General features: G+C 70.1%; 24 protein-coding genes and 1 tRNA gene. 14 read left to right on the top strand and 11 right to left on the bottom strand.

The features are described 5' to 3' along the window. The first annotated feature begins 1 nt into the window (after position 1). Positions 2–505: a PIN domain-containing protein gene (locus LXB15_RS01655; RefSeq protein ID WP_233950564.1), complete on the top strand. Its 504-nt coding sequence runs from the start codon at positions 2–4 to the stop codon at positions 503–505. A gap of 741 nt (positions 506–1,246) precedes the next feature. Here LXB15_RS01655 and LXB15_RS01650 read toward each other — a convergent pair. Both LXB15_RS01650 and LXB15_RS01645 read right to left on the bottom strand, forming a co-directional pair. Then, a complete protein-coding gene (locus LXB15_RS01650) occupies positions 1,247–1,435 on the bottom strand; it encodes a twin transmembrane helix small protein (protein WP_233950563.1) in 189 nt (62 codons plus the stop codon). 95 nt (positions 1,436–1,530) lie between these two features. Beyond that, entirely contained in the window at positions 1,531–2,421 is an 891-nt protein-coding gene (locus LXB15_RS01645; protein WP_233950562.1) for a DMT family transporter, read from the bottom strand. Positions 2,422–2,622: 201 nt separating this feature from the next. Between LXB15_RS01645 and LXB15_RS01640 the strand changes: the two genes are divergently transcribed. After that, positions 2,623–3,582 (top strand): AEC family transporter, encoded by a 960-nt coding sequence (locus LXB15_RS01640; protein WP_233950561.1) that lies wholly within the window; start codon positions 2,623–2,625, stop codon positions 3,580–3,582. On the opposite strand, the gene gluQRS is transcribed toward LXB15_RS01640, so the two are convergent. Next, the gene (gene gluQRS, locus LXB15_RS01635) at positions 3,554–4,486 is read right to left on the bottom strand and encodes a tRNA glutamyl-Q(34) synthetase GluQRS (RefSeq protein ID WP_233950560.1); all 933 of its coding nucleotides are present in this window, start codon (positions 4,484–4,486) and stop codon (positions 3,554–3,556) included. The two genes, LXB15_RS01640 and gluQRS, sit on opposite strands and share 29 nt — an antisense overlap. Before the next feature lie 73 nt (positions 4,487–4,559). Between gluQRS and LXB15_RS01630 the strand changes: the two genes are divergently transcribed. The 4 genes from LXB15_RS01630 to LXB15_RS01615 all read left to right on the top strand — a co-directional run bounded on the left by LXB15_RS01630 (position 4,560) and on the right by LXB15_RS01615 (position 8,516). Then, positions 4,560–5,213: a DNA-3-methyladenine glycosylase gene (locus tag LXB15_RS01630; RefSeq protein WP_233950559.1), complete on the top strand. Its 654-nt coding sequence runs from the start codon at positions 4,560–4,562 to the stop codon at positions 5,211–5,213. A gap of 173 nt (positions 5,214–5,386) precedes the next feature. Beyond that, on the top strand, positions 5,387–5,947 hold the full coding sequence (locus tag LXB15_RS01625) for an HNH endonuclease (RefSeq protein WP_233950558.1): 561 nt from the start codon (positions 5,387–5,389) through the stop codon (positions 5,945–5,947). 162 nt (positions 5,948–6,109) lie between these two features. Further along, a complete protein-coding gene (locus LXB15_RS01620) occupies positions 6,110–7,252 on the top strand; it encodes a diguanylate cyclase (protein WP_233950557.1) in 1,143 nt (380 codons plus the stop codon). Between the two features lie 73 nt (positions 7,253–7,325). Beyond that, complete coding sequence (locus tag LXB15_RS01615) at positions 7,326–8,516, top strand: DUF3095 family protein (RefSeq protein WP_233950556.1); 1,191 nt, start codon at positions 7,326–7,328, stop codon at positions 8,514–8,516. 7 nt (positions 8,517–8,523) lie between these two features. Here the strand turns inward: LXB15_RS01615 and LXB15_RS01610 are convergent, their stop codons facing one another. Continuing rightward, a complete protein-coding gene (locus LXB15_RS01610) occupies positions 8,524–9,057 on the bottom strand; it encodes a disulfide bond formation protein B (RefSeq protein ID WP_233950555.1) in 534 nt (177 codons plus the stop codon). 9 nt (positions 9,058–9,066) lie between these two features. Further along, complete coding sequence (locus tag LXB15_RS01605; RefSeq protein ID WP_233950554.1) at positions 9,067–9,648, bottom strand: YqaA family protein; 582 nt, start codon at positions 9,646–9,648, stop codon at positions 9,067–9,069. A gap of 353 nt (positions 9,649–10,001) precedes the next feature. Between LXB15_RS01605 and LXB15_RS01600 the strand changes: the two genes are divergently transcribed. The 3 genes from LXB15_RS01600 (at position 10,002) to LXB15_RS01590 (ending at position 12,543) form a co-directional block, all read left to right on the top strand. Further along, positions 10,002–11,738, top strand: a complete 1,737-nt coding sequence (locus tag LXB15_RS01600) for a DEAD/DEAH box helicase (RefSeq protein WP_233950553.1) — start codon at positions 10,002–10,004, stop codon at positions 11,736–11,738. 61 nt (positions 11,739–11,799) lie between these two features. Then, entirely contained in the window at positions 11,800–12,393 is a 594-nt protein-coding gene (locus LXB15_RS01595; RefSeq protein WP_233950552.1) for a DNA-3-methyladenine glycosylase, read from the top strand. Between the two features lie 65 nt (positions 12,394–12,458). Then, positions 12,459–12,543 (top strand) — tRNA-Leu (locus tag LXB15_RS01590). 27 nt (positions 12,544–12,570) lie between these two features. On the opposite strand, the gene clpS is transcribed toward LXB15_RS01590, so the two are convergent. Continuing rightward, positions 12,571–12,876 carry an ATP-dependent Clp protease adapter ClpS gene (clpS, locus tag LXB15_RS01585; RefSeq protein ID WP_233950551.1) on the bottom strand — a complete coding sequence of 102 codons (306 nt, stop codon included), beginning with the start codon at positions 12,874–12,876 and terminating at the stop codon, positions 12,571–12,573. 229 nt (positions 12,877–13,105) lie between these two features. Between clpS and LXB15_RS01580 the strand changes: the two genes are divergently transcribed. Beyond that, positions 13,106–14,800, top strand: a complete 1,695-nt coding sequence (locus tag LXB15_RS01580) for an AMP-binding protein (RefSeq protein ID WP_233950550.1) — start codon at positions 13,106–13,108, stop codon at positions 14,798–14,800. 24 nt (positions 14,801–14,824) lie between these two features. Here the strand turns inward: LXB15_RS01580 and LXB15_RS01575 are convergent, their stop codons facing one another. The 4 genes from LXB15_RS01575 to LXB15_RS01560 all read right to left on the bottom strand — a co-directional run bounded on the left by LXB15_RS01575 (position 14,825) and on the right by LXB15_RS01560 (position 19,444). Next, positions 14,825–16,102, bottom strand: coding sequence for a GNAT family N-acetyltransferase (locus tag LXB15_RS01575; RefSeq protein WP_233950549.1), 1,278 nt, complete (start codon positions 16,100–16,102; stop codon positions 14,825–14,827). Positions 16,103–16,226: 124 nt separating this feature from the next. After that, positions 16,227–16,778, bottom strand: coding sequence for a DUF924 family protein (locus LXB15_RS01570; RefSeq protein ID WP_233950548.1), 552 nt, complete (start codon positions 16,776–16,778; stop codon positions 16,227–16,229). Positions 16,779–16,872: 94 nt separating this feature from the next. Next, a complete protein-coding gene (locus LXB15_RS01565; RefSeq protein ID WP_233950547.1) occupies positions 16,873–17,994 on the bottom strand; it encodes a GTP-binding protein in 1,122 nt (373 codons plus the stop codon). Between the two features lie 10 nt (positions 17,995–18,004). Further along, the gene (locus LXB15_RS01560) at positions 18,005–19,444 is read right to left on the bottom strand and encodes a D-alanyl-D-alanine carboxypeptidase family protein (protein ID WP_233950546.1); all 1,440 of its coding nucleotides are present in this window, start codon (positions 19,442–19,444) and stop codon (positions 18,005–18,007) included. 159 nt (positions 19,445–19,603) lie between these two features. Here LXB15_RS01560 and LXB15_RS01555 point away from each other — a divergent pair, with 159 nt between their 5' ends. The 4 genes from LXB15_RS01555 (at position 19,604) to LXB15_RS01540 (ending at position 23,952) form a co-directional block, all read left to right on the top strand. Next, the gene (locus LXB15_RS01555; protein WP_233950545.1) at positions 19,604–20,773 is read left to right on the top strand and encodes a M20 aminoacylase family protein; all 1,170 of its coding nucleotides are present in this window, start codon (positions 19,604–19,606) and stop codon (positions 20,771–20,773) included. A 146-nt stretch (positions 20,774–20,919) separates the two neighbouring features. Beyond that, the gene (locus LXB15_RS01550) at positions 20,920–21,678 is read left to right on the top strand and encodes a Crp/Fnr family transcriptional regulator (protein ID WP_233950544.1); all 759 of its coding nucleotides are present in this window, start codon (positions 20,920–20,922) and stop codon (positions 21,676–21,678) included. A 439-nt stretch (positions 21,679–22,117) separates the two neighbouring features. Further along, on the top strand, positions 22,118–22,765 hold the full coding sequence (locus LXB15_RS01545; RefSeq protein WP_233950543.1) for a CarD family transcriptional regulator: 648 nt from the start codon (positions 22,118–22,120) through the stop codon (positions 22,763–22,765). 320 nt (positions 22,766–23,085) lie between these two features. Beyond that, a complete protein-coding gene (locus LXB15_RS01540) occupies positions 23,086–23,952 on the top strand; it encodes an RNA polymerase factor sigma-32 (RefSeq protein WP_233950542.1) in 867 nt (288 codons plus the stop codon). Positions 23,953–24,061: 109 nt separating this feature from the next. Here the strand turns inward: LXB15_RS01540 and LXB15_RS01535 are convergent, their stop codons facing one another. Further along, positions 24,062–25,588 carry a M48 family metalloprotease gene (locus LXB15_RS01535; RefSeq protein ID WP_233950541.1) on the bottom strand — a complete coding sequence of 509 codons (1,527 nt, stop codon included), beginning with the start codon at positions 25,586–25,588 and terminating at the stop codon, positions 24,062–24,064. Between the last annotated feature and the right edge of the window lie 72 nt (positions 25,589–25,660).

Here is a 25,660-nt window from a genome sequence, read left to right as displayed (position 1 = left end):
GATGAATGCATACCTTCTCGATACGACGGTCCTGTCGATCTACCTTGATCCGACGCACCCTCACCATGCTGAGAAAGGTCAGTCCCTTGCAGCGTTACCCCCGGAAAGTCCCCGGTTCATTTCCGCGGTCGCCTTGGCTGAACTCGGTTTCGGGACGAAGCTCGCCGCCGTGATCGGCAAAGGCAATCTGCCGGCGCTTGAGGCGATGATCGTCCAAGCGCGTTCACATGCGGTGCTAGATATCACCCATCACACTGCTGCCGTATATGCAGAAGTAAAGGCGCGCATTGCGCAGAAATATCTAGCGAAAATGCTGCGCAAAGACCGTCCAAAGTATATCGAGGAGTGGGTCGACAAGGCGACGGGCCAAAAGCTCGGTATTGACGAGAACGATCTCTGGATGTGCGCCCAAGCCAAGGAACGCGATTTGGTCTTTGTCACTGCCGACGGCCGCATGAAGCGCATCCCGGACGCCGACCCGGATATCCGAATGCTTACGATATAAGGCGCCGCGCATAAGCAGCCTTTACTCAGATTGAGGAGTATCGTCTGCTGCTCGAGTACTGACGTGAGGGCGGAAAGCAGCATCCTAGCGGCTCTAAAGCCGTCGGTACGGCAGTCCCAGTCGGTGCTTCCCCGGGCAGAGCCGCTGTGAGAGTGAAAGCGGAGGTCACACCGCGCTAATAACTCGGAGGTTTACGGCAGTTGTGCTGGCTTTCCACTCTATGATGCCAGACCGCTTTCGACCCAGCCAAAAAACTTATCCCCACCTCCCACACCCCCCGCATACTCCCCTCACCGCCGGCCCGCGAAACGGGCGCGAATGATCACCGGGATCGTTCGGGGGCCGGCGGGCGGCGGCCGCGACGGGGCTTCTTCCGGAGAAGCTCTGGCCCGGACCGCCCTTCGAGCCGCCGGACCGTCCTCCACTACGAGAGGGCTGCGGATCGGTCCGCTTGAGCGCCCTCGGGCGCGAAGAGCCGGCCACACGCGAACCGCCTCCGGGCGGGTCACGTGGCGAGGGGAGGGTCAAACGCCGCGCGGGATGCCGGAGGCGAACCGCATGACGCAGAATACGTCGCAGGGTTGGCCTGCGGCATCCCGCAGCCCGTTTCGTCGGAGACGAAACGGCCAGGGGCCCGTCAGTGAGCGGCGTCGCCGCGACACTTAAGGACGGGACAGAGACTCGCTGCCCCGCCCCCTCGCTGCGCTCGTCGCTGGCGGGGACCCCGAAGCATGGGCCGAATTACCGCGCCAGCAGCAGCACGCCGACGATGAGGATCACCGCGACGCCCTGCAGCATGACGCGGGCGCGCATCAGTTTCTGCGAGCGGTTGCCGTCGCCGTTGCGCATCATGTTGAACAGCCCGGCGAGCAGCACGCCGGCGGTGGCGATCATCACGAGGAGGGCGAGATAGGTGAGGAAATCGGACATGCCGGCCTTTCGGCGGTTGCGATGGTAAGGGCTTCATATAGGCAGCCGCCGCCGCGGCGCGAGCCGCAGCGCCGGCGGGAGGCGATCGGCCGCGGTCAGGGCTGCGGCGGCAGCACCTTGGGCCCCCGCTGGTGCGTCGCCGCCGCGACGCCGATCCCGGCCAGCGCGAGGCCGGCGAGCTGCACCGGCTGCAACGTCTCGCCGAACAGCAGATACGCCATCACCGCGGTGACGCCCGGCACCAGGTACATCAGCGACGCCACCCGCGACACCGCCCCCTCGCGGATCAGGTACAGCATCAGGAAGATCGCCCCGATCGACAGCACCAGCACCAGCCAGACCAGCGCGAACACCAGCTCGCCCGTCCAGTCGACCACCATCGTCTCGGTGGCGAGCGCCAGGATCAGCGTCGGCACCAGCGCGCCGAGATATTGCAGGGCGGTGCCGGTGCGCAGATCCACCCCGCCGACGAAGCGCTTCTGCCAGACCGAGCCGACCGAGATGGCGATCGCCGACAGGAACACCGGCGCCAGCGTCTGGAACCCGTACGCCCCGGCGCCGCCGAGCTTCGGCAGGATCACCAGCGCGACGCCCGCGAGCCCCAGCGCCAGGCCCAGATAATGGCGCGGCCGGACCTTCTCGCCGAGGAAGCTGGCGGCGAGGATCGTCGTCAGGATCGGCTGCAGCCCGACGATCAGCGCCGCGATCCCGGCATTCAGCCCGTGCCGCACCGCATAGAACACCCCGCCGAGATAGACCCCGTGGATCAGGCTGCCGGCGATCATCGCATGGCTCGCCGGCCGCCATCTCGGCCACGGCGCCGACGTCATCACCGCCAGCGCCCCGAGCAGCGCCAGCGCCAAAGCGTAGCGCATGGCCAGGAACGTGAACGGCTCGGCATGCGGCATCGCATAGCGCGCGCCGATGAAGCCGGTCGACCAGAGCAGCACGAACAGGGCGGGGAAGAAGACGAGAAGCCGTTTCAAGGTAGGCGCTTTCGCGGGCAGCGCTTCGGGTGCGCCGTGACGGGACCGGCCGGACGGCCGACGGCGTCCCGATAGCAGGCCGCGGGCTGCGCCGGAACCCGCCGCGCCGGCTTTCCTGCCCGACGTCATGGCCGCCCGCCGATTTGCGCTTCGCCCGGCCGGGGTCTATCGACGGAGACCCCTCGCCGGCCGGCCCCCCGCATGCAGACCATCCTCAACGTCATCGTCCCGATCTTCAGCCTGATCGCCATCGGCTTCCTGATGGCGAAGGCGAAGCTCCTTCCGGTCGCCACCGGCGACGCCCTCGCCCGCTTCGTCTTCGTCGTCGCCGTGCCGGTGCTGTTGTTCCGAACGCTCGCCACCGCCGAGTTCGGCGCCGCCAACCCGTTCCTGCTCTGGCTCGCCTATTTCGGCGCCGTCGCCCTCACCTGGACCGCCGGCACTTGGCTGGTGCGCCGCTTCACCCCGTCCGACCACCGCCGCGGCGTCATCGCCGGCATCTCGGCGAGCTTCGCCAACACCGTCTTCGTCGCGATTCCCGCCCTGCAGCGCGCCTATGGCGACGCCGGCCTCGAGCCGCTGCTCCTGATCCTGTCGATCCACCTGCCGGTGATGATGATCGCCTCGTCGCTGCTGATCGAGCGGGCCGCTCTGCTCGACGCCCGCGCCACCGGCGCTGCCGGCGCCTCGGCCTCGATCGGCCGCACCCTCGCCCGCGTCGCGAAGAACCTCGCCACCAACGCCCTGGTCATCGGCATCCTCGCCGGCGGTCTCTGGCGGCTGACCGGCCTGCCGCTCGAGGTCCATCTCGACGAGGTCGCCCGGCTGCTCGCCGGCACCGCCGGGCCGCTGGCGCTGTTCTCGCTCGGCATGTCGCTAACCCGCTACGGCCTGCGCGGCGACCTACTGTCGTCGGCGATCGTCTCGACCCTGTCCCTGCTGGTCATGCCGGCCATCGTCTACGTCGCGGGCACGCTGCTCGGCCTGCCGCCGCTCTGGCTGAAGGGCGCGGTCCTCACCGCCGCCTCGCCGGTCGGCGTCAACGCCTATCTGCTGGCGGTGCATTTCGGCTCCGGCGAACGCCTCGCCGCCACCACCATCCTGGTCTCGACGGTGCTGTCGGTGCTCAGCCTCAGCCTCTGGCTGATCGTCCTCGGCTGAAGCTCTCCGGCGCCAGGCGGCCAGCGAGCCCGACCATCCGCCTGATGTCCTCGGCGCCGAGCCCCGCCTCCCGCAGCGCCCGGATCGAGGTGTCGCGCAGGCTTTTCGAAAGCTTGCGCCCGTCCGGCCCGAGGATCAGCGCGTGATGATGATACCGCGGCGCCGGCAGGCCGAGCAGCGCCTGCAGCAGCCGGTGGACGCTGGTCGCATGGAATAGGTCGCGGCCGCGCACCACGTCGGTGACGCCCTGCAGCGCGTCGTCGACGACCACCGACAGATGGTAGCTGGTCGGCATGTCGAGCCGGGCGAGCACCACGTCGCCCCATGCCAGCGGCCGTGCCGTGATCTCGCCGCTGTCGCCGTCGGGCGACTCGCCACTCTCCTGCCAGCTCAGCGCCGGCACGCGCTCCATCGCCTTCTCCATGTCGAGCCGCCAGGCAAAGCGCTCGCCGTCGCGCATTTTGCGCTCGCGCTCGCGGGTCGACAGCCGCCGGTCGAGCCCCGGATAGACCGGCGCGCCGTCCGGATCGCGCGGCCATGGCGTGCCCTCCTCCGACTCATGCCGCTCGGCGAAAGCCCGGATCTCGCCGCGCGACATGAAGCCCGGATAGATCAGCTCCTCGTCCGCCAGCGCTTCCAGCGCCGCCGCATAGTCGGAAAAGTGCTCGGACTGCCGGCGCGGCGGGCCGTCCCAGTCGACGCCGAGGAAGAATAGATCCTCCTCGATCTGCCGCTCGAAGGCCGGCGTGCAGCGCGCCCGGTCGATGTCCTCGATGCGCAGCAGGAACGTCGCGCCCGCCTCGCGCGCCATCCGGTGGTTGACCAGCGCCGAATAGGCGTGGCCGAGATGCAGTTCGCCGTTGGGGCTGGGGGCGAACCGGAAGACCTCCGGCGTGTCGTTCATGCAGTCGGTTCCCTCGTTCCAGCCGCGCATCTAGAGTCCGATTGCGAGAGGAAAGTGACGGGAGGCGCGGCGCATGAGCATTTCGACCGAGGCCGATGTCGCCGCCGCCATCGCGGCCCTGCGCAGCGCCGACCCGCGGCTTCGCGCGGTGATCGAGCGGGCGGGCCCGGTGCCGCTGCGGCGCCGGGCGGGCGGGCTGGGCGGCCTCGCCGCGATCGTCGTCGGCCAGCAGGTGTCGCGGGCGAGCGCCGAGGCGATCCTGGCGCGGCTTGCCGGGGAGATCGACCTCGACAGCGCGCCGGCGATCCTCGCCGCCGCCGACGAGGCGTTTCGCCGCGCCGGCATGTCGCGGCCGAAGCAGCAGACGCTGCTTGCCGTCGCCCGGGCGGTGGAGGACGGCAGCCTCGACTTTAGCCGCATCGCCGCAGCGCCGGCCGAGGCCGCCATCGCCGAGCTCGTGGCGGTGCGCGGCATCGGGCCGTGGACGGCGGAATGCTACCTGCTGTTCTGCAGCGGCCACCCGGACGTGTTTCCCGCCGGCGATCTCGCCCTGCAGGTGGCGGTCGGCCACGCCTTCGCCCATGCCGGCCGTCCCGGCGCGCGGGAACTGGCGCTGCTGGCGGCGGTCTGGTCGCCGCACCGCTCGGTGGCGGCGCGGCTGTTCTGGGCGTATTATGCGGCCGTGACGCGGCGCGAGGCCATCCCCGTCGCCGACACCGCCGCGTAGACTGCGCAGAGTTTTCCACAGGCCTTTGACGCGGAGGCTTTTCCGGGTCCTGCGGCCAAGGCGCTCAATCCCCTGCGCCGCTTCGGCCCGAGGCTTCACAAAGGCGACACGATAGAGCACGATAGTCCCCGTGTTCCGACCGCCGGAGCATGCAGAGGCAAGGAGATTGGCAGGTGACGATTGCTGTCACTCACGAGTTATCCCCAGCGCTCGTCCTGAACGCCGATTTCCGGCCGCTCAGCTACTACCCTTTGTCGCTCTGGTCCTGGCAGGACTCGATCAAGGCGGTGTTCCTTGATCGCGTGACCATCCTCGCCGAATACGACCGGGCGGTCCGCAGCCCCACCTACTCGATGCGGCTGCCGTCGGTGGTCTGCCTCAAGACCTACGTGAAGCCGGCCCGGCACCCTGCCTTCACCCGCTTCAACGTCTTCCTGCGCGACCGCTTCCAGTGCCAGTACTGCGGCTCGCCGCACGAGCTGACCTTCGACCACGTCGTGCCGCGTTCCCGCGGCGGCCTGACGACATGGGAGAACGTCGTGGCTGCCTGTTCGCCGTGCAATCTGCGCAAGGGCGGGCTGATGCCGAAAGCGGCCGGGATGATCCCGCAGCAGAAGCCGTTTCAGCCGACCGTCCACGATCTGCACAACAACGGTCGGTTGTTCCCGCCCAACCATCTGCACGAAAGCTGGGTCGACTATCTCTACTGGGATTCCGAGCTCGATCCGGAGTGACCGACACGGGGCTACGCCGCCGTTGCATGCAAATACCCGCAATCCTCGCACCCCTGGCAAGGACCGGTTAATCCTGTAACACTGAACTACAGGGGACAACCGATCTGCTGCACAACCTTCAGTCGCCAAGTGGTATTGTTGCCTCAACAACCGGGGGGCACCATGCGCAAACGGCTGAAACGGTGGATTCGCGGCGACGACGTCGTTCTTCCAGTATTCGCCGAGATGATCGAGCTGATGTACGGCTCCTTCGTACCGCTCATTGCTTCGGTCGTGGGACTGCATCTGATCGCCGTCTTCGCCGGCTTCCGGACCGGCGATCCGGTGCTGGTGCTGCTCGCGATCGCCGGCTGCTGCATCGGCTATGCCCGTATCGGCATCGGGCTCGCTTACCGGCACCGCCGGCGCCGCTGGCTCGACCGGCTGGCTGCCCGGCGCTGGCAGAATCTCTATGCCCTCGGCGGCATTCCCTACTGCACCACCAACGGCATCCTGATCATCGTCGCCATGCACTCCGGCGATCCCTACGTCTTCGCCTGGTGCGGCGGCTTCCTTGTCGCCAACGCCTACGGCCTGGTGATGTACACCGCCGTACGTCCCGCCGTCGCCATGATCCAGGTCAGCCTGACCATGCTGCCGGTCACGTTCGTCTGCCTCGCCTCCGGCCGGTTCGAGCTGACCATTCTGGGCCTGAACCTGGTGCTGGCCATCGCGGCGCTGCTGATCAACCTGCGCCGCCAGTACCTGACCATTCGCGAGATGCTGGAGAGCCGGCGGTCGCTGGAGCGCTTCGCCACCACCGACCCGCTGACCGGGCTGCTCAACCGCAACTCGCTGCTGCGCCAGATCGACGATCCGGAGCGCCGTCCGGCGGGTTCGCGGGCCCTGCTGTTCATCGATCTCGACCGGTTCAAGCCGGTCAACGACGAGCACGGGCACCAGGCCGGGGACGAGCTGCTCGCGCAGCTGGCGGTCCGGCTGCGCCGCTGCATCGGCGAGCGCGACCTGCTTGCCCGCTTCGGCGGCGACGAGTTCGTCATCGTCTGCGAAAGCCGGACCGCCGAGGCCCTGACGACGGCCGAGACCCTGGCTCGTCGCATCCGCGACAGCCTCGACGAACCGTTCCGGCTGGCCAGCGCCAGCGTCATGATCGGAGCGAGCATCGGCATCGCCCGCATTCCGGGCGGCCGGGTCGATATCGACCGGCTGATCGGCGAAGCCGACGACGCCATGTATGCCGCCAAGCGGGCCCGGCGGGAGGCAGCCGCCCCGGCCGAAGGGCGCCGGCAGGAACTCGCCGCCTAGGGCCCGCTTCGCCGGGACCGCCCGGCGTGGTAGAGATCGGCGAGCCGCGCCGCCTCCGGGAGCTCCTGCCATCGTGACGGCCTCCATCCCCAGCGACACCGCGACGGGCCTTGCCTTCTACGACGCGCTGCCCCGGCTGCGCGACTTCGGCCGGCTCGCCGACCCCGCGGTCTATGCGCCGCTGCCGGCGGACTGGGTGGTCGGCGTCGCCGACATCGTGCGCTCCACCGACGCCGTCGAGAACGGCGGCTACAAGGCGGTGAACACCGTCGCGGCCGCGGTCATCGCGGCGCTGGCCAATGCGCTCGGCGGGCGCGACTTCCCCTTCGTCTTCGGCGGCGACGGCGCCGGCTTCGCGCTCCCGGCCGACGAGGCGGAGACCGGGCGCCGGACGCTTGCCGCCGTCGCCGGCTGGGCGAGCCAGGCCTTCGGCTTCGAGCTGCGCATCGCCATGGTCAGCCTTGAAGAGATCCGCGCCAATGGCCGCGACGTCCGCGTCGCCCGCTTCGCGCCGACGGGCGGTGCCGCCTACGCCATGTTCGACGGCGGCGGGCTGGCGTTCGCCGAGCGGCGCATGAAACAGGGCGCCTATCGGATCGCTCCCGCCGACGGCGACGCGGCACGGCCCGACCTGGCCGGGCTGTCCTGCCGCTTCTCGCCGATGCCGGCCAAGCGCGGGCTGGTGCTGTCGGTGATCGCGGTTCCGGCCGGCGAGCCCGGCGCGGCCTTCGCGGCGCTGGTCCACGACCTCCTGGCGTTCGCGGCGGAGGGCGGCGACGGCGCCGCCAATCCGGTGCCCGCCGGCGGGCCGCCGCAGCATTGGCCAACCGCCGGGTTTGCGATCGAAGCCCGCACCGCGGCAGCCTCGACCGGCCGGCCGCTGTGGCTGTCGCGGCTGTCGGTCGGCCTGCGCAGCCTGCTGGCCCATCTGACGTTTCGCAGCGGCCTGCGCATCGGCGACTTCGACCCCACCCGCTACAGGATCGAACTCGCCGGCAACAGCGATTTCCGCAAGTTCGACGACGGGCTGCGCATGACGCTCGACTGCACCCCGGACCTCGCCGACCGCATCACCGCGCGGCTTGCCGCGGCCGAGGCGGCGGGCATCGCGTTCGCCGGCACGCATCGTCAGGAGGCGGCGCTGATGACCTGCTTCGTGCCGGTGGCGAGCCGCAGCGACCACCTGCACTTCGTCGACGGCGCGATGGGCGGCTACGCGGCCGCGGCCGCGATGGCGTTCCGCCGCGAGGCGCGGCAGGGCTGAGACCGGCTCAGGCGAAGCGGTCGGCGCGGGCGAAGGCCGCCCGCAGCGCCACCGCCGCGAACAGTGCGGAAGCGATGGCGTTCCATCCGGCGAAGGACAGGCCGAGGAAACGGCCGGCCGCCTCGTCGCAGGCGGGCGGGCGGATGGCGTCGATCGTGGCGAGCAGGTCGCCGCCCATGAGGTCGCCGCCGGCGACCTGCGCGCAGTCGGCCGGGCCCGCCCAGAAGCCCCATTCGACGCCGGCATGCACGACGGCGAGATAGAGCGACACCAGCATGATGACGCCGATGACGAGCAGCAGAAGCCGGGTGAACCGCGCCGGCGCCCGGCCGGCGGCAGCCACGACGGCGATCAGCGCCACCGGAATCGTCACGTAGTAGGGAATCCGCTGCTGCAGGCAGAGGGCGCAGGGAATGTAGCCGCCGACATGCTCGAAGATCAGCGCCGTGCCGACGGTCGCTGCCATGCCGACGAGAAGGAAGCCGGCCGACAATGTCTGGCGGAAGCCGGTGGGTCGCTGGAACTGCTCGGTGAGTCGCATAATGGCCCGTCAGACGAGGTAGCGGACGGCCAGGAAGCCGCCGATCAGGAGCACCATGAACAGGGTGAAGAGAATGCCGAGATTCTTCTCGACGAAGCCCTGGATCGGCGCACCGTAGCGCTGCAGCAGCCAGGCCACCAGGAAGAAGCGGGCGCCGCGTCCGATCACCGAGACGACCGTGAAGGTCAGGAGGTTGAGATGCGTGGCGCCGGAGAAGATCGTCAGCACCTTGTAGGGAAACGGCGTCAGCGCCGCGAACAGCACCGCCCAGCCGCCCCAGTCGTTGTAGCGGACCGCCATCTCGTCGAAGGCGTCGGCCTTGCCGTAGAGTTCCAGGACAGGACGGCCGACGAGATCGAAGGCGAGCGCGCCGATGGCATAGCCGAGAAACGCGCCCAGCACCGAGGAGACCGTGCAGATCATCGCGATCCGGAACCACTTGCCCCGGTCGGCGATCACCATCGGGATCAGCAGCGCATCCGGCGGGATCGGGAACACCGAACTCTCGATGAACGACACCCCGGCGAGCGCGCGTTCGGCATGGCGTGTCGCTGCGAGCGACATCACCCAGTCGTAGAGGCGGCGAAGCATGAGGCGGTTCCTGGAGGGATCGGCGACTTGGCGAGCGCTTAAGCCGAACCCGCCCTGAAGGCAAATGACTTCCGGCAACGGGTCGTCGATCCGCCCGGGGCGCGGCGTGCCGGCCGCCCCGGGAGGCGGCGTTTGCGCCCGGGGTGCGGCGGATGCCGGACGCGGCTTGCCGGGGGCCATTGCGCTGCCTCGATCCGGCCGCCGTTGCGGAAGCCGGGAATTCCAATCTTCGCCGGCGCGATTGGCTTGACCGCAGAATCTTGTTATGCAGCCGGCAACACTCTGGGCGCCCCGTCGCCTCCCAGGGGACCGTCGCGCGCCGCCGCACGGCCCCGCCCGCCTAGGACACCTCCATGCCGCTTCCCACGACGAGCGCTCCGCTCGCCGCCGCCCTCGCCAGCCGTGGCTACACCGATCTCACCGAGGTCCAGTCCGCCGTCCTCAAGCCGGAGGCCGACGGCAGGGACCTGCTGGTCTCCGCGCAGACCGGCTCCGGCAAGACCGTCGCCTACGGCCTTGCGCTGGCGCCCGACCTGCTCGGCGATGCCGAGACGCTGCCGCCAGCCGGCGAGCCGATGGCGCTGATCGTCGCGCCGACGCGCGAACTCGCCATCCAGGTCACCAACGAGCTCGCCTGGCTCTACGCCAATACCGGCGCCAAGCTCGCGACCCTCGTCGGCGGCATGGATCCGCGCGCCGAGCGCCGCCTGCTCGGCCAGGGCGTCCACATCGTCGTCGGCACGCCGGGACGGCTGCGCGACCACCTGACCCGCGGCGCGCTGCAGATCGCCAATCTCAAGGCGCTGGTCATCGACGAGGCCGACGAGATGCTCAATCTCGGCTTCCGCGAGGACCTGGAATTCCTGCTCGAGGCGACACCCGCCTCGCGCCGCACGCTGCTGTTCTCGGCGACGCTGCCGAAGACCATCATCCAGATGACCAAGCGCTACCAGCAGAACGCGCTGCGCATCGAGGTGGCCCGCGGCCAGGCCGGCCATGCCGACATCGAGTATCGCGCCATCCGCATCGCCCCGAACGAGGTCGAGCACGCCGTCACCAACATTCTGCGCCAGGCCGAGGCGCCGAGCGCCATCGTCTTCTGCAACACCCGCGAGACCGTCCGGCATCTTTCCTCGGCGCTGATCGAGCGCGGCTTCGCCGCCGTGACGCTGTCCGGCGAACTCGGGCAGGCCGAGCGCAACCAGGCCATCCAGGCGCTGCGCGACGGCCGGGCGCGGGTGTGCGTCGCCACCGACGTCGCCGCACGCGGCCTCGACCTGCCGAGCCTCGGCCTCGTCATCCATGCCGACCTGCCGAGCGACGCCGAGACGCTGCAGCACCGCTCCGGCCGCACCGGAAGGGCCGGGCGCAAGGGCGTCTCGGTTCTGCTGGTGCCGATCTCGCGCCGCCGCAAGGCCGAGGCGCTGCTTGTCCAGGCCCGCATCAACGCCAAATGGGGCGCCGCCCCCTCGGCCGAGGAAATCCGTGCCGCCGACGAGGCACGGCTGCTCGCCGACCCGATCTTCACCGAGGAAGCCAGCGAGGAGGACACCGCGACCGCCGCACGGCTGATCGCCGCGCATTCGCCGGAGGTTCTCGCCGCGGCCCTGGTGCGCAAGTGGCGCGCGAGCCTGCCCTCGCCCGAGGACGTGTTCGAGCCGAATTTCGGCCCCGACCCGAAGGGCGCCAAGCCCGGTGGCCGCGACCGCGACGAGCGCGGGCCGGCGAAGCACGAGCGCTCGGGTCCCACGGTCTGGTTCCGCATGGATGTCGGGCGGCGCAACAACGCCGACCCGAAATGGCTGCTGCCGCTTCTGTGCCGGCGCGGCAAGATCACCCGCCAGGAGATCGGCGCGATCAAAATCTACGACCGCGAGACCAAGTTCGAGATCGCCGAGAGCGTCGCCAGGCGCTTCGCCGACGCCGCCGCCCACAGCGAGGGCGACGACATCACCATCGCCTATGCCGATGCTTCGGCCGGCGCGGGCGCCGGCGGCGAGCGCCCGGCCTTCAAGAAGGTCAAGCACGGCACCGGCGGCCCCTCCCGCGACAAGCCGCGCCGCCCGCGGCCGAAGCAGGCCAAGGCCTGACCGGAGGCGGCCCGCCGCCGTCCCGGCCGGACAGAACCGACAAGGCAGGAGGGGTGCCGCGATGGGGCTGCTGCTGCCCGCGTTCTTCCGCCGCGACGCCGTAAGCGTCGCCCGCGACCTGATCGGCGCCACCCTGCTGCTGGACGGCGTCGGCGGGTCGATCGTCGAGACCGAAGCCTACGATCACGAGGACCCTGCCTCGCACTCGTTCCGCGGCCCGACGGCGCGCAACGCCGCGATGTTCGGGCCGCCCGGCCGGGCCTATGTCTACCGATCCTACGGTATCCACTGGTGCTTCAACATCGTCTGCGGCGAGGGCCGGACGGGCAGCGCCGTGCTGATCCGCGCGCTGGAGCCGCTGGCGGGCCTGGAGGCGATGCGCGGTCGCCGCGGGACCGAGGCGGTGCGGCTGCTCTGCTCGGGACCCGGGCGGCTCACCCAGGCACTCGCGATCACCGGCGCGCATGACGGCCTGCCGCTCGATGCGGCGCCCTTCCGCCTGGAGACCGGTCCGGCGCCGTCCGCCATCATCGCCGGGCCGCGGATCGGCATCACCCGGGCGGCCGATGTCCCCTGGCGCTTCGGGCTGGCCGGCTCCCGCTTTCTCAGCCGGCCGTTTGCCACGGGCCGGCGCCAGGCGCCGCCTGAAGTCTAGCAATCGCGCCGCGGCTGCTGTATCGAATCGGCAGGCTGGTCTCCCGCGCGCGGGGGCCGGCGGTCGCGGGTGTGGTGGAACTGGTAGACGCGCCGGACTCAAAATCCGGTTCCGCAAGGAGTGTCGGTTCGATTCCGACCACCCGCACCATCCCCCCCCTTGCCGGTACCGCCGGCGCTATTCCTCCGGCTCCGTCGTGAAGGTCAGCGGGTGGCCCTTGGCGCGGCCGGCGTCGGTGGCTCTCGCCGCCTTGGTCTCGGCGACGTCGCGCGGATAGACCGAGACGACGCAGGCGCCCTTCATGTGCGCGGTGATCATCACCCGGCGCGCCTGCCCGGCGCCGAGCCGGAACTCCGCCTTCAGCACCATCACCACGAAATCGCGCGGCGTGAAGTCGTCGTTGAGGAGGATGACCTTGTGGAGCCGCGGCCGCGCCACCTTGGTCACGGTCTGGGGTCGAAGCCTTGTGCCGGTGTCGCTCATGGCGGGCCGTGGGCTGGTTGGGATCCACAAGCGACTTAGCGCGGTGCGGAAGAAGGTCAGGGCATCGCCGTTCACGTTCGCCGGAACAGGCGCCCCCGCCCTGCCCGGCCGGACGCGGCGGCGACAGGCGGTGACGCGGCGCCGGGACATGCTAGAAGGTGCGGCGACCGCCGGGCCCGCGACGCGGCGCGACACAGGCGGGCGGACAACGACCCACGGCACGATCCCCATGACGCAGCATCTGGCAAGCCTCGCCTTCGCCGCCCCGCCCTGGAACGACGCGGCGCTGGAGGCGCCGTCCTACGAGGCGCTGCGGGCAGGCTTTGCCTGGCGCCTGCCGGCGCGGTTCAACATCGCCGAGGCCTGCGCCGATGCCTGGGCGGCGCGCGAGCCGGAGCGGACCTGCTTGATCGAGGATCGCGGCGCCGCGCCGGCCCGGACGCTGAGCTACGGCGAACTGGCGCGCCGCTCTCGCGGCCTCGCGGCCGGCCTCGCCCGCCGCGGCGTGCGGCGCGGCGACCGCGTCGCCATCGTGCTGCCGCAGGGCTTCGAGGCGGCGGTGGCGCATCTCGCCGTCTACCGGCTGGGCGCCATCGCGGTGCCGCTGTCGCAGCGCTTCGGCCCGGATGCCCTCGGCTTCCGTCTCGCGGCGGCCGGCGCGCGCGTCGTGGTGATCGCGGCGGACGGCCTTGCCACGCTGCGCGCCGTCACGGAAGACCTGCCGGCGCTGGAGCACGTCGTCGTGGTCGGCGCGGCGGCGGAGCCCGGGCTGCTCGACTTCGCCCGCCTCGAACGCGAGGGCGGCGACGGCGGCATGGCGGCGACGGGGCCCGACGACCCGGCGATGATCATCTTCACCTCCGGCACGACCGGCCCGCCGAAGGGCGCGCTGCACGGCCACCGCGTTCTCCTCGGCCACCTGCCGGGCATGCGCTTCCATCACGAGGGGTTTCCGGCGGCGGACGACCGGCTCTGGACGCCGTCCGACTGGGCCTGGGCCGGCGGCCTCCTCAACGCGCTGCTGCCGTCGCTGTATTTCGGCGTGCCGGTGGTGTTTTCCGCCAGCCGGTTCGACGCCGGCGATGCCTTCGCGCTGATGGCGCGGCAGCGGATCCGCAACGCCTTCCTGCCGGCGACGGCCCTGCGCATGCTGAAGGCCGCGGCGACACCCGATGCCCTCGCGGGGCTCGGCTTGCGCACCGTCGGCTCGGCCGGGGAAAGCCTGCCGCGCGACACGTTCCACTGGGCGGCAGCGGCGCTGGGCGTCGCCGTCAACGAGTTCTACGGCCAGACCGAGTGCAACATGGTGCTCGGCTCCTCCGCCCGCTTCGGCGTCTCGCGCGCCGGCGCGATCGGCAAGGCCGTGCCGGGTCACCGCGTCGCGATCCTCGGCGAGGACGGGCAGGAGGTCGCTCCCGGCATGACCGGCACCATCGCGGTCGCCGCGCCCGATCCGGTCATGTTCCTCGGCTACTGGCAGGATCCGGAAGCGACGCGCCGCAAGGTTCCCGCCGGCTGGCTCCTGACCGGCGACCAGGGGGTGATGGACAGGGACGGCTATGTCCGCTTCGTCGGCCGCGACGACGACGTCATCACCTCGGCCGGCTACCGCATCGGCCCCGGCGAGGTGGAGGACTGCCTGCTCGCCCACCCGGCGGTGAAGCTCGCGGCGGTGGTCGGCAAGCCCGACGACCTGCGCACCGAGATCGTCAAGGCCTATGTGGTGCCGGCCGACGGGGTGGTGCCGGACGCCGCGCTCGCCGCCGCCATCCAGTCCTTCGTGCGCCAGCGCCTTTCGGCGCACGAATATCCGCGCGAGGTGGCGTTCGTGACCGAGATGCCGCTGACCACCAGCGGCAAGATCATCCGGCGGGAGTTCCGCCAGCGCGCCGTCGCGGAAGCCGAGGCGGCGGCGCTGGCCTGATCCGGGCTTCCCGACGATCGGCGCTCAGCGCGACGGCCAGACCGCGGCCAGCCTTTCGCGCATCAGCCGCACGAAGTTGCGCGACCGCCGCGCGGCGGCGAGGCCCTTCGCCGCCGCTTCCACGGCCCGCGCGCTGTCCGGATCGAGGCCCACCACCAGCGTGGCGATGGAGATCCGGTCCTTCCAGAAGCGGTTCATCACGAAATGGTCGGGCATGGCGCAGGAATCGGCGCGCTTGACGGCCGGGTCTGCGACCAGCGAGCGCGTCGCCTCGGCCACCAGCTGCTGGCCGGGCGAGGCCTGCGCATAGGCCTCGTCATAGGCGCTCTTCCAGGCATAGGCCTCGCCCCTGTCGATGAAGACGACGAGGCTGGCGATGGCCCGGCCGTCGAGGCGCAGCGTGAAGACGCGCGCCCGCCCGTCCTCGGCCAGCGCGTTGACCGACTCGCGGGCAAACGCCGAGCGGTAGCGGTCCATGGTGAGGGCACTGCGCTCGCGCCCTTTCCAGCCGCTGGCCTCCAGCGCCAGGAAATCCTCGAAGGCGAAGCGCACGCTCTCCGGGTCCCGGGCCACCTCGAAGCGGACCGTTCCCTGCCGGTCGAGCAGCCGCCGCTGGCGCGAAAGCTCGCGGCGCCGCCGGTGGGAGAGCGATTTCTGGCGCAGGTAGCTCGCGGGGCCGGCCTTGGTGAGCGCCGCCCGGGTGAAGGCGTTGACCTTGGCGACCGGCAGGCCCAGCCGCTCCGCCACGCCGACCAGCGCGCTCGCCATCGGCCCGTCGATGCGAAGCTCCGGCAGGACCAGGATGCGGGGAAGGTTCAGCTCGCGCCGGGCCAGCGTCTCCAGGAGGCTGGTCAGGGTTCCGGCGGGATCGTCGCCGTCGAGCGGCAGCGTGCCCAGCGGCCCGAACGGATGCGTCCAGGCGCGGATCGTCCTCGGGCCGCGGACCAGGCCGGCCCGTTCCACCGAGAACGGCATCAGGAGCCGCAGCCGGCTGCGCGCCTCGTCCTCGTCGCGGATCACCATCAGGCGGACCCGTCGCTCGTCGAGGCGCGGCATCGCCGGCACGAGGAAGCGCGGGTCGAAGAACACGTTGCCCTCGATCGCCCGGTGCGACAGGTGCCGCAGCTCGGAGACCAGGTCGAAGGCGGCCATCGGCGCGTAGACCGAGAACCGCCGGGCGGCGCCCTGGTGGGGAATGGCCAGATCCAGCTCCGGCGGGTTCTTCTCGTCGGGGCGCTGGCGCTTCGGCAGGTCGGGGATCGGCGGAAGGGGCGCCGTCTCGTTAAGCGGCTCGGCTGCCATGATTCAACTCTACGCGTGAAGATGCATCTCGGCACCGCGGACCGACAGCCGGCGGAGGATCGCGAGACTAGCGCGAGAGCCTTAAGAAAGTGCCGCTGCCTTGGTTCGGATCGTCCGCATCCGGTCAGCCCGCAAAGCCGCCGCCATCGAGGAACGCCTGCTCCTCCGGCGTCGTGGTGCGGCCGAGGACCGGATTGCGATGCGGAAAGCGGCCGAAGCGCGCGATGATGTCGCGGTGATCCTTGGCGTAGGCGAGGTTCTTCTCGTCGCCGATCTCGCCCATCCAGCGGACACATTCTTCCTGCGCCTCGAGATCCTCGGCATGCATCAGCGGCACCGCGAGGAACTGGTTGAGATCGTCGCCGACCGTATGGGCGTCGCCGCGCGCCAACGCCTCGCGGGCGATCGCCAGGGCCTTCTCGTCGGTGGCAAAGGCCCGGGGCGAGTCGCGGAACATGTTGCGCGGAAACTGGTCGAGCAGGATGACCAGGGCCAGCGCGCCAGTCGGATACTCGCGCCACGCCTCAAGTTCGCCGCGCGCCGCCTGCTCGTAGATGTCGCCGAACCGGGCGCCGATCTCGGCGTCGAACGCCTCGTCCTTTTCGAACCAGCGTTCCGGCCCCGCCTCCCGCCAGAAATCGACGATGGTCTGGGGATCGATCGAGTAGAGGGACATGACGGTTCCGCGGCTGTGAGAGACGCGCCGGCCGAACGGCCGCGCGGCAGCTACATAGTGTCGCCGCCCGCCGCGTTGTAGGGAGCCGGCACCCTCACCCGAAGGAGTGGCCCGGCACGGCGAGCGGGTTCGCCTCGAGCGCGGCGCGGTCCGGCGCGTCGCTGCGCAGGCCGCCGGTGAAGGCCGCGAAGAGATCGCGCGCATAGGTCTCGTCGAGATGCTCGCCGATCAGCACGATGCGAGTCTCCCGGGCCATGCCGGCGGGCCAGGCGGCCAGCTGCGCGGGCGGGTGCTGGTAGCTGCGCACGCCGTGCAGCACGACCGGCCGGGACGGGTCCTCGCGCAGATGCACGACCGCCTTCATGCGCAGGATGCGCTCGCCCTGCGTGGCGGCCATGAGATCGAGAAAGGCGGCGACCGCTTCCCACGCCACCGGCTCCGGCCGGACGAGGGCAAAGGACCTTATCGCGCCGTGCGGCGCGTGGCCGGCATGTTCGTGATGCCCGGCATGTCCGCCGTGGGCCGCGGACGCTGCGCCGAGCCACCTTCCCGGGTCGGCCTTGCCCGTCGCCGGATCGACGACGCCGCAACCGAGGAGCCGCTGCGCCAGAAGCTGCCCGTCCGTCGCGTCGATGCGCAGGGCCGCCGGGTTGAGCCCGTCGAGCGCTTCCAGCAGCGGACCCTGGTCGAGGTCGGCGGCGAGGTCGCCCTTGGTCAGCACGATCCGGTCGGCCACCGCCACCTGGCGGCGCGCCTCCGGGCGCTCGGCGAGGTTGGCGGCGCCGGCCAGATGGTCGACCACGGTCACCACCCCGTCGAGCGCGTAAGCCTCGGCAAGCATTTCGTGGGTCATCAGCGAGGCGAGGATCGGCGTCGGATCGGCAAGCCCGGTGGTCTCGACGATCACCCGCTCGAGCGGCGGCGCCCCTGCCGGCCTCGCCCGGGTGGCGAGCATCACCAGCGTGTCGACCAGCGCGCCGCGCACGGTGCAGCACACGCAGCCTTCCGACAGCTCGATGACGCCGTCGCTGGCGGCGGTCTCGATCAGCATCTGGTCGAGACCGACGGCGCCGAACTCGTTGACGACGACGGCGAGATTGGCGACCGGCGTCTCCGCCAGCAGACGGTTGAGCAGGCTGGTCTTGCCGGCGCCGAGGAAGCCGGTCAGGACGGTGAGGCGGATCGGAGCGGGGGCGGCACGAGGGCTGCCGTTCATCGGGAGGCGGTCAATTGGCCGCCCGCTCGCCGGGGATCGGCACGGCGGCACCGGCGCGCAGCGGCACGTCGTCGAAGCTGCTGCCGAGCCGCGAGGTCTTGCCGGCCGTGCCCGCCAGGTCGTCCGACGCGGCGGGGTCGCCGGAGCCTTCGTCGCCGGGCGCCTGCGTCGCCTCAGCCCCCAGGACGTCGGCACGCACCGCGGCGCTGGTCTCGACCGGATCCTCGCCCGGCGTCAGCACGCCCAGCCCGGAAGAAACGCCGACGTCTTCAGGGGTCATGGCGAGGGCGCCGGTCGGCTGATCCGGGCGCCATGTCGGGATGGGGATGCCGTAGGCCTCGATTAGCGAGATGCCGGGCTCGACGATGTCGTTGCCGGCGGCGCCGCCGAGGCTGACCGGCACGACGACCTCCGGGCGGTTGAGCTCGTGCAGATAGGGCGAACCGTAAACTTCCTCGCGGCCGGTTTCGGCCTGTCGCTCGTTCGCCCGGTCGGTGCGGCCCTTGGCCGAGCAGATATAGTCGCTGACGTCGATCGGCTCGCCGGCCGAGACCGGCAGCTCGTCCAGCGTCGTGTCGACGGCGGCGAGATCGGCCTCGAAGCCGGCCTGAAGGATTTCCGCCGAACGCCGCTCGCGCGGGATCGTGCCGTTGGCGCCGATCACCACCGCGACCAAGGTGCGTCCGTTGCGCGTCGCCGAGGAGACGAGGTTGAATCCGGACGCGCAGATATAGCCGGTCTTCATGCCCTCGGCCCCGTCGAAGCGGCCGAGCAGCTTGTTGCCGTTCTTCATGATGCGGCCACCGGCGGCGATCGCCTCGGTGCCGAAATAGTCGGTGAAGGCGGGGAAGTCGCGGCGGATCGCGACGCCCAGCATGGCAAGATCCTTGGCGCTGGAATACTGCCCGTCGCCGGGCAGGCCGTTGGGGTTGATGAAGCGGGTGTCCTTCATGCCGAGGCGCTCGGCTTCGGCGTTCATCATTCCCACGAAGGTTTCGATCGAGCCGCCGCCCAGCGTCTGGCCGATGGCGTGGGCGACGTCGTTCGCCGACTTGACCAGCATCATCCGCAGCGCCGTGTCGAGCCGCATCACCGATCCCGGCTGGAAGCCCATCTTGCTCGGCGCCTGAGCGGCCGCGCCCCGGGTCATGACGACCGGGCTGTCGAGGCCGAACTTGCCGGACTCAATGGCCCGGAGGGCCAGATAGGCGGTCATCAGCTTGGTGGTGGAGGCCGGGTAGCGGCGCTCGGTGGCGTGCTCCTGCGACAGCACCTTGCCGGTGGCGACGTCGACCACGATCGAAGCCATTCCCGGCTCCCGCGGCGCCTCCGTCCCGGCCGCCGCCTGGGCGGGCGCGGCCCAGGCCGGGATCGGCGCGGCAACGAGCAGGCAGGCGGCGACGCAAACCCGGGCGAGGACACGAAATCGACGGGAGGGGAGCGTCTTCACGCTGGATTCCTTCACTGATTGCGGTCAGGCTGCGCGCCTTGCCACTTTTCGCATGTGGCGGGCGCCTAGCCGAAGGCTGTGACGCGAGCATGGCGAAGCAGGTCGGCGTGCGATAGTCACGGCCTTGTGTTCCATGAACAGGAAGACCGGAAAGCATCGATGCCTGTCAACAACCGAATTGCCGAGAGCCAGCCGGAAATCGCCGCCTGGCGCCACCACCTCCATGCCAATCCGGAAATCCTCTACGACGTGGTGGACACGGCCGCATTCGTCGCCGGCAAGTTGCGGGAATTCGGCTGCGACGAGGTGGCGACGGGGATCGGCCGCACCGGCGTCGTCGGGCTGATCCACGGGCGCGGCGGTGCCGGGGGCCCGGTGATCGGGCTGCGCGCCGACATGGACGCGCTGCCGATCGTCGAGGAGACCGGCCTTGCCTATGCGTCCGGACGCCCGGGCGCGATGCACGCCTGCGGCCATGACGGGCACACCGCGATGCTGCTGGGCGCGGCCCGCAGCCTCGCCGAATCCCGCGCCTTCGACGGGACGGTGGCGCTGATCTTCCAGCCCGCCGAGGAAGGCGGCGCCGGCGCCAAGGCGATGATGGAGGACGGGCTGTTCGCCCGCTGGCCGATCGGCCGGGTCTTCGGCATGCACAACCGGCCAGGCCTGGCGGTGGGGAAATTCGGCATCCGCGCCGGCGGCATCATGGCCTCGACCGACGAGTTCATCATCACCGTCAAGGGCCGCGGCGGCCACGCGGCGTTGCCGCACAGCACGGTTGACCCGATCCCGGTGGCGGCGGCGCTGGTCCAGGCGCTGCAGACCATCGCCGGGCGCAACGCCGACCCGCTGAAGTCGCTGGTCGTCTCGGTGACGCAGGTGCATGCGGGCTTCGCCCACAACGTCATTCCCGACACCGCGGTCGTCTCCGGCACGGCGCGCTCGCTCGACCCGGCGATGCGCGACCTCGCCGAGGAACGGCTGCGCGGCATCGCCGCCGGCATCTGCGCGGCGCACGGGGCCGCCGTCGACATCGATTTCGACCGGAACTACCCGATCACCATCAACGACGCCGCCGAGGCGTCGTTCTGCGCCGCGGTGGCCGGCGAGATCGTCGGGCCGGCGAATGTCGATCCGGACATCGCCCCGATGATGGCCGGCGAGGACTTTTCCTACATGCTGGAGGAAAAGCCCGGCGCCTACATCTTCATCGGCAATGGCGACAGCGCCTCGCTGCACAACCCCGCCTACGACTTCTGCGACGACGCCATCGCCTTCGGCGCGAGCTTCTGGGTGCGTCTCGCCGAGCGGGCGCTGAGCCGCAACTGAGCGAAGCGGCGGCCTTCGCGAGCCGGCCGCCGGCCGCATGGCATGGCGATCCTTCGACGGCTATAGACAATGGCAGGCAAAGATCGCGAGGTTCTGCCTACAACCACGAAGGGGCGCGGAACCATGGAACTTCGGAAGGGGAAATCGTGACGGATGATGCTCGCAGGGCGCTGGTCCGGCGTCTCGATCTGGTCGCCGAACTCGACGACGACGATCGCGCGGCAATCATGAAGCTGCCGGTGACGACGAAGGACGTCGAGGCCGATGTCGACATCGTCCGCGAGGGCGAGGAGGTGAACCAGTGCTGCGTGCTGGTGGAGGGCTTCACCTGCCGGTATCGCGACATCCGCGACGGCAAGCGGCAGATCATCGCGTTTCACGTCCCGGGCGACATTCCGGACCTGCACAGCCTGCACATCCACCGGATGGACCACAGCTTCGCGTCGACCACGCGGTCGCGCATCGGCTTCGTTCCGCACAGCGCGATCTGGGACCTCTGCATGTCGCGCCAGCGCGTCGCCGCGGCGCTGTGGCTAGAGACGCTGATCGACGGCGCGATGTTCCGGGAGTGGATCGTCGGGCTCGGCCGGCGCACCGGCAAGAGCCGGACCGCCCATCTTCTCTGCGAACTCGCGGTGCGGCTGCGCGCGGTCGGGCTGGCGCCGGGCGACGTGCTGCACCTTCCGCTGACCCAGCACGAGCTGGCGGACGCGCTGGGCCTGACGGTGGTCACCGTCAACCGCGTCCTGCAGGAGTTCAAGCAGGAGGGTCTGCTGGACCGGGAGCGTTCCCGCCTGACCATCAAGAACTGGTCGGCGCTGGCGCGCGCCGGCGACTTCGACCTGAACTATCTGCACATGCGCTTGCCGGTCTCGATGGACCGGCAACCGGCCTCGGCGGACTGACCGCCGAGCCCGGCGGCTCGCGAAGACCCGGCGCGGCGCCCCGCCGTGCCGCTTCGGGCGCCGGCGAATCGCCCCGCGCCGATGCCGGCAGGTCGCAGGCAATGCCGCAGTGCACCGACAGCGCGGAAACGCCCAAAAAACTTGAATTTTTCGTCAGGAGGGTGTAGTATCCATCGGACAGTCGGGCGCTGTGGTCTGTTTGCCACGTCAGGATGGCGCTCGCGGTTATTTCCGAAAGGACGCTCCCTCACCCTCGGCGACAGAACGGTCCGTCAAAGGACCGAACGCTCCCGGCGGGTCGATGGTAGACGTCCACGCGGATCCGACCACCGACTGCAGCGCGCCTCACGGCGGGCCCCTTCAAATCGGCGACCCCGCGTCGTCCACCCGTGTCTAGCGGCTGTCGCGGCCGGGCACAACAGGGAGTTAGAAAAAGCGTATGAGCAGTCAGAAGAAGGCATCCAACCGTCACGGTTTCCGGACTGGCGAGAGCATCGTCTATCCCGCTCACGGCGTTGGCCAGATCGTCGCGATCGAGGACCAGGAAGTGGCGGGCATGACGCTCGAGCTGTTCGTCATCGACTTCGAGAAGGACAAGATGCGCCTGAAGGTGCCGGTCGCCAAGGCCGAGGCTGTTGGCATGCGCAAGCTCTCTGAGACCGACTTCGTCGAGCGCGCCCTGAAGGTCGTGCAGGGCCGCGCCCGCGTCAAGAAGACGATGTGGAGCCGCCGGGCCCAGGAATACGACGCCAAGATCAATTCCGGCGACCTGATCCAGATCGCCGAGGTGGTCCGCGACCTCTACCGGGCCGAGAGCCAGCCGGAGCAGTCCTACTCCGAGCGCCAGCTCTACGAAGCCGCGCTCGGGCGGATGGCGCGCGAGCTCGCCGCGGTCAACGAAGTGTCCGAGACCGAAGCGGTGCAGCTGATCGAGGTCAACCTCAACAAGGGCCCGAAGCGGACGCCGAAGACCGCCGAGGGCGAGGCCGAAGCCGCCGCCGAGACGGAAGAGCCGGGCGAGGCCGAGACGGCCGACACGACCGACACGACCGACACGACCGAGGCGGAGCAGGAAAAGGCGGCCTGACGCCAGCGCTGCTTGCCAACGCGCGCCGCGGACCGCGGCGGCGACCCTCCAGAAAGACCGGCGATCCGAAAGGGTCCGCCGGTCTTTCTCGTTACGGGTGTCTTCCGGTTTGGCGGGGGCGGTGCTACGATCCGCGCATCCCGGCAGTCCTGTACAGACGCACACTTGCCATTCCGGGTCGCTCCCCTACCTTCCGCCAAAAAGTTTTCCCTTCCGGGAACGTTAGCGTGCGCGCCGCATTACCCCTCTACCGGGTGCGCGGCCATGCGGCTTCGCACGATAGGCCGTTTAGCCTGAGACGTTAGACCGGAGGGTAGTCTATGAAGTCCCAGTCCGCTCGCCGCACCATGATCCGCGCGGCCATGGCAGCTCCCTATCTCCAGCGTGAGGAGGAATACGAGCTCGCCGTTCGCTGGAAAGAAAACCGCGACCAAGAAGCGCTTCACAAGATTACCCAGGCGCACATGCGCCTCGTCATTTCCATGGCTTCGAAGTTCCGCCATTTCGGCCTCGCGATGAACGACCTGATCCAGGAAGGTCACGTCGGCCTGCTGGAGGCCGCGGCCCGCTTCGAGCCGGAACGCGAAGTCCGCTTCTCTACCTATGCGACGTGGTGGATCCGCGCCTCGATCCAGGACTACATCCTTCGCAACTGGTCGATCGTGCGCGGCGGCACGTCCTCGGCGCAGAAGGCGCTGTTCTTCAATCTACGCCGCCTGCGGGCCCGGCTCAGCCAGGGCGCCGACAGCCTTTCCGGCACGGCGATGTACCGCGAGATCGCGACTGCCCTCAAGGTTTCCGAGGGTGACGTCGCGCTGATGGACTCCCGGCTTTCCGGCCCCGACTCCTCGCTCAACGCCCCGCTCATCGACGACGAATCCGGCAGCGCCGACCGTCAGGACTTCCTGGTCGCCAAGGATCCGCTGCCCGACGAGATGGTCTCCACCTCGATCGACGACGAGCGCCGCGTTACCTGGCTGACCAGCGCCCTCGACGTCCTCTCCGAGCGCGAGCTGAAGATCATCCGCGAGCGCCGGCTGCAGGATGACGGCGCGACGCTCGAGGCGCTGGGCACCAAGCTCGGCATTTCCAAGGAACGCGTCCGGCAGATCGAGACGCGGGCGCTGGAAAAGCTGAAGGCCGCCCTGCTCGAGACCAACGCCGACCAGGCTGCCTACGTCAGCTGATCTCCAAGCCCAGACCGAACAACGACAGGCCGCCGCGTGCGGCCTGTCGTTTGCCTGGAATTATCTGGATAGCCGAACCCGCCTGCGACGCGGCGGGATAGCCTCGGTGCTACTCCGCGACGATCTTATAGCGCGCGCCGGGGCGGACCGTGTCGCTGCCGCCGAGGTCGTTGAGCAGGCGGAACATGTCGGTCTTGCGATCGACGCCAACCATGCGGCTTGCCATCGAGGTGGCGGTGTCGCCCGCGCCGGCGGTGACGATCCGCACGCGCAGCGGCTTCAGCGACGCCTTCTCGGCCGGGCTCAGCACCCGGAAGGAATTGGCGACCCGTTCGGCGATGGCGCCGACCGACCCGGCTTCCCGCGCCGGCACGGCGGTGAGGAACCGGTAGACCTGCCCGCCGACCCGCACCACCGTGACGTCGAAGGCGTATTCGCCGCCCTTCGCCCGGGCCGAGACGGCGTCCAGCGTGCCGATGCGGCGCTGGCGGATGCTGGCGGGATCGAGCCCGCCGATCCAGCCGCTCTTGACGTAGTCGACGAGGCTGGTCGTCGTCGGCAGCGCAACGCCGTCGAAGCGCAGCGCCATGTCGTTGGGTCCGGTGGCCAGCACCGCCTCGGCGGTATTGTCGATGACGAAGCCTTCCGGCGCGGCGAAGGTGATGCTGAGCCCGGGGTGGTAGAACCGGTTCTCGCGCACGTAGCCTTCGGCGGCGGAGTCGCCGAACAGCATGCCGTCGATGCCGTTGAGATAGCGGTCGCGCTCGGTCGCCCCCTCGCCTTCCGCGACCTCGGCCTCGCGCGCGTGGCGCTCGGCCAGTTGGATGCGCTGCGGCGCCGAGGGGTGGGAGGCAAGGAAGTCGAGATCGGCGCTGCCCGCCTGGAAGGCGTTGCGGAACTGCGAGAAGGAATCCATCGCCTTCAGGAACCGGGCCGCGGCGAACGGGTCGTAGCCGGCACGCGCGATGTGCTTGATCCCGATAACGTCTGCCTGGAGTTCCTGCTGGCGGGAGAACTGCGCCAGACTCAGCCGGCCGCGCGCCAGGGCGATCTGGCCGGCCGGTTCGCTGGCCAGCACTTCGCTGACGACGCGGCTGGCGATCTCGGCCGCCTGCTCGCGCTGCTGGCGCTCGATGCCGTGATTGGCCGTCACATGGCCCATCTCGTGGCCGATCACCGCGGCGACCTCGGCGGAATCGTTGGCGAGCGCCAGCAGGCCGCGGGTGACGTAGACATAGCCGCCCGGCAGCGCGAAGGCGTTGATGTTCGGCGAGTTGAGGATGGTGATCCGGTAGGCGCGATTGGGATCGGCGGTCTCGGCCTGCAGTCGGCCGATGATCGTCGCCAGCATCCGTTCCAGCTTCGGGTCGGAATAGGCACCGCCATAGGCGGCGAGGATCTTCGGATGCTGCGAGCGGCCGATCGACGACTGCGGATCGGAGGCCTGGACGTTCTCGAAGGTGATCGGCTGGCGCGTCGCGACATAGCCCGAGCGCACGGTGCCGTCGACCGGGCTCGCCAGATCGAGCCCGTCTTCGAGCGTCGTGCAGGCACCGGCGGTCAGAAGCGTGAGCAGAGCCGTGCTGGCGAGTGCCGCGCGCGCCCATCGTGTCACGGCGCGGGCCTTGGACGTCATTTCCATCGCTGCGATACGCCGCCCCCGCCGAATGGCCGCGGAAGATCATCTTCCGCGGCCCGGTTATCAGCC

It is taken from the genome of Aurantimonas sp. HBX-1 (assembly GCF_021391535.1).
Taxonomy (GTDB): domain Bacteria; phylum Pseudomonadota; class Alphaproteobacteria; order Rhizobiales; family Rhizobiaceae; genus Aurantimonas.
This window is presented reverse-complemented; position numbering and strand designations above follow the sequence as displayed.

Excerpts from the sequence above, each read along its gene's own strand:
- LXB15_RS01655 (WP_233950564.1), top strand. The coding sequence starts at position 2 with ATGAATGCATACCTTCTCGATACGACGGTCCTGTCGATCTACCTTGAT.
- LXB15_RS01650 (WP_233950563.1), bottom strand. The coding sequence starts at position 1,435 with ATGTCCGATTTCCTCACCTATCTCGCCCTCCTCGTGATGATCGCCACC.
- LXB15_RS01640 (WP_233950561.1), top strand. The coding sequence starts at position 2,623 with ATGCAGACCATCCTCAACGTCATCGTCCCGATCTTCAGCCTGATCGCC.
- gluQRS (WP_233950560.1), bottom strand. The coding sequence starts at position 4,486 with ATGAACGACACGCCGGAGGTCTTCCGGTTCGCCCCCAGCCCCAACGGC.
- LXB15_RS01630 (WP_233950559.1), top strand. The coding sequence starts at position 4,560 with ATGAGCATTTCGACCGAGGCCGATGTCGCCGCCGCCATCGCGGCCCTG.
- LXB15_RS01620 (WP_233950557.1), top strand. The coding sequence starts at position 6,110 with ATGCGCAAACGGCTGAAACGGTGGATTCGCGGCGACGACGTCGTTCTT.
- LXB15_RS01610 (WP_233950555.1), bottom strand. The coding sequence starts at position 9,057 with ATGCGACTCACCGAGCAGTTCCAGCGACCCACCGGCTTCCGCCAGACA.
- LXB15_RS01605 (WP_233950554.1), bottom strand. The coding sequence starts at position 9,648 with ATGCTTCGCCGCCTCTACGACTGGGTGATGTCGCTCGCAGCGACACGC.
- LXB15_RS01600 (WP_233950553.1), top strand. The coding sequence starts at position 10,002 with ATGCCGCTTCCCACGACGAGCGCTCCGCTCGCCGCCGCCCTCGCCAGC.
- LXB15_RS01595 (WP_233950552.1), top strand. The coding sequence starts at position 11,800 with ATGGGGCTGCTGCTGCCCGCGTTCTTCCGCCGCGACGCCGTAAGCGTC.
- clpS (WP_233950551.1), bottom strand. The coding sequence starts at position 12,876 with ATGAGCGACACCGGCACAAGGCTTCGACCCCAGACCGTGACCAAGGTG.
- LXB15_RS01580 (WP_233950550.1), top strand. The coding sequence starts at position 13,106 with ATGACGCAGCATCTGGCAAGCCTCGCCTTCGCCGCCCCGCCCTGGAAC.
- LXB15_RS01575 (WP_233950549.1), bottom strand. The coding sequence starts at position 16,102 with ATGGCAGCCGAGCCGCTTAACGAGACGGCGCCCCTTCCGCCGATCCCC.
- LXB15_RS01570 (WP_233950548.1), bottom strand. The coding sequence starts at position 16,778 with ATGTCCCTCTACTCGATCGATCCCCAGACCATCGTCGATTTCTGGCGG.
- LXB15_RS01565 (WP_233950547.1), bottom strand. The coding sequence starts at position 17,994 with ATGAACGGCAGCCCTCGTGCCGCCCCCGCTCCGATCCGCCTCACCGTC.
- LXB15_RS01555 (WP_233950545.1), top strand. The coding sequence starts at position 19,604 with ATGCCTGTCAACAACCGAATTGCCGAGAGCCAGCCGGAAATCGCCGCC.
- LXB15_RS01545 (WP_233950543.1), top strand. The coding sequence starts at position 22,118 with ATGAGCAGTCAGAAGAAGGCATCCAACCGTCACGGTTTCCGGACTGGC.
- LXB15_RS01540 (WP_233950542.1), top strand. The coding sequence starts at position 23,086 with ATGAAGTCCCAGTCCGCTCGCCGCACCATGATCCGCGCGGCCATGGCA.
- LXB15_RS01535 (WP_233950541.1), bottom strand. The coding sequence starts at position 25,588 with ATGACGTCCAAGGCCCGCGCCGTGACACGATGGGCGCGCGCGGCACTC.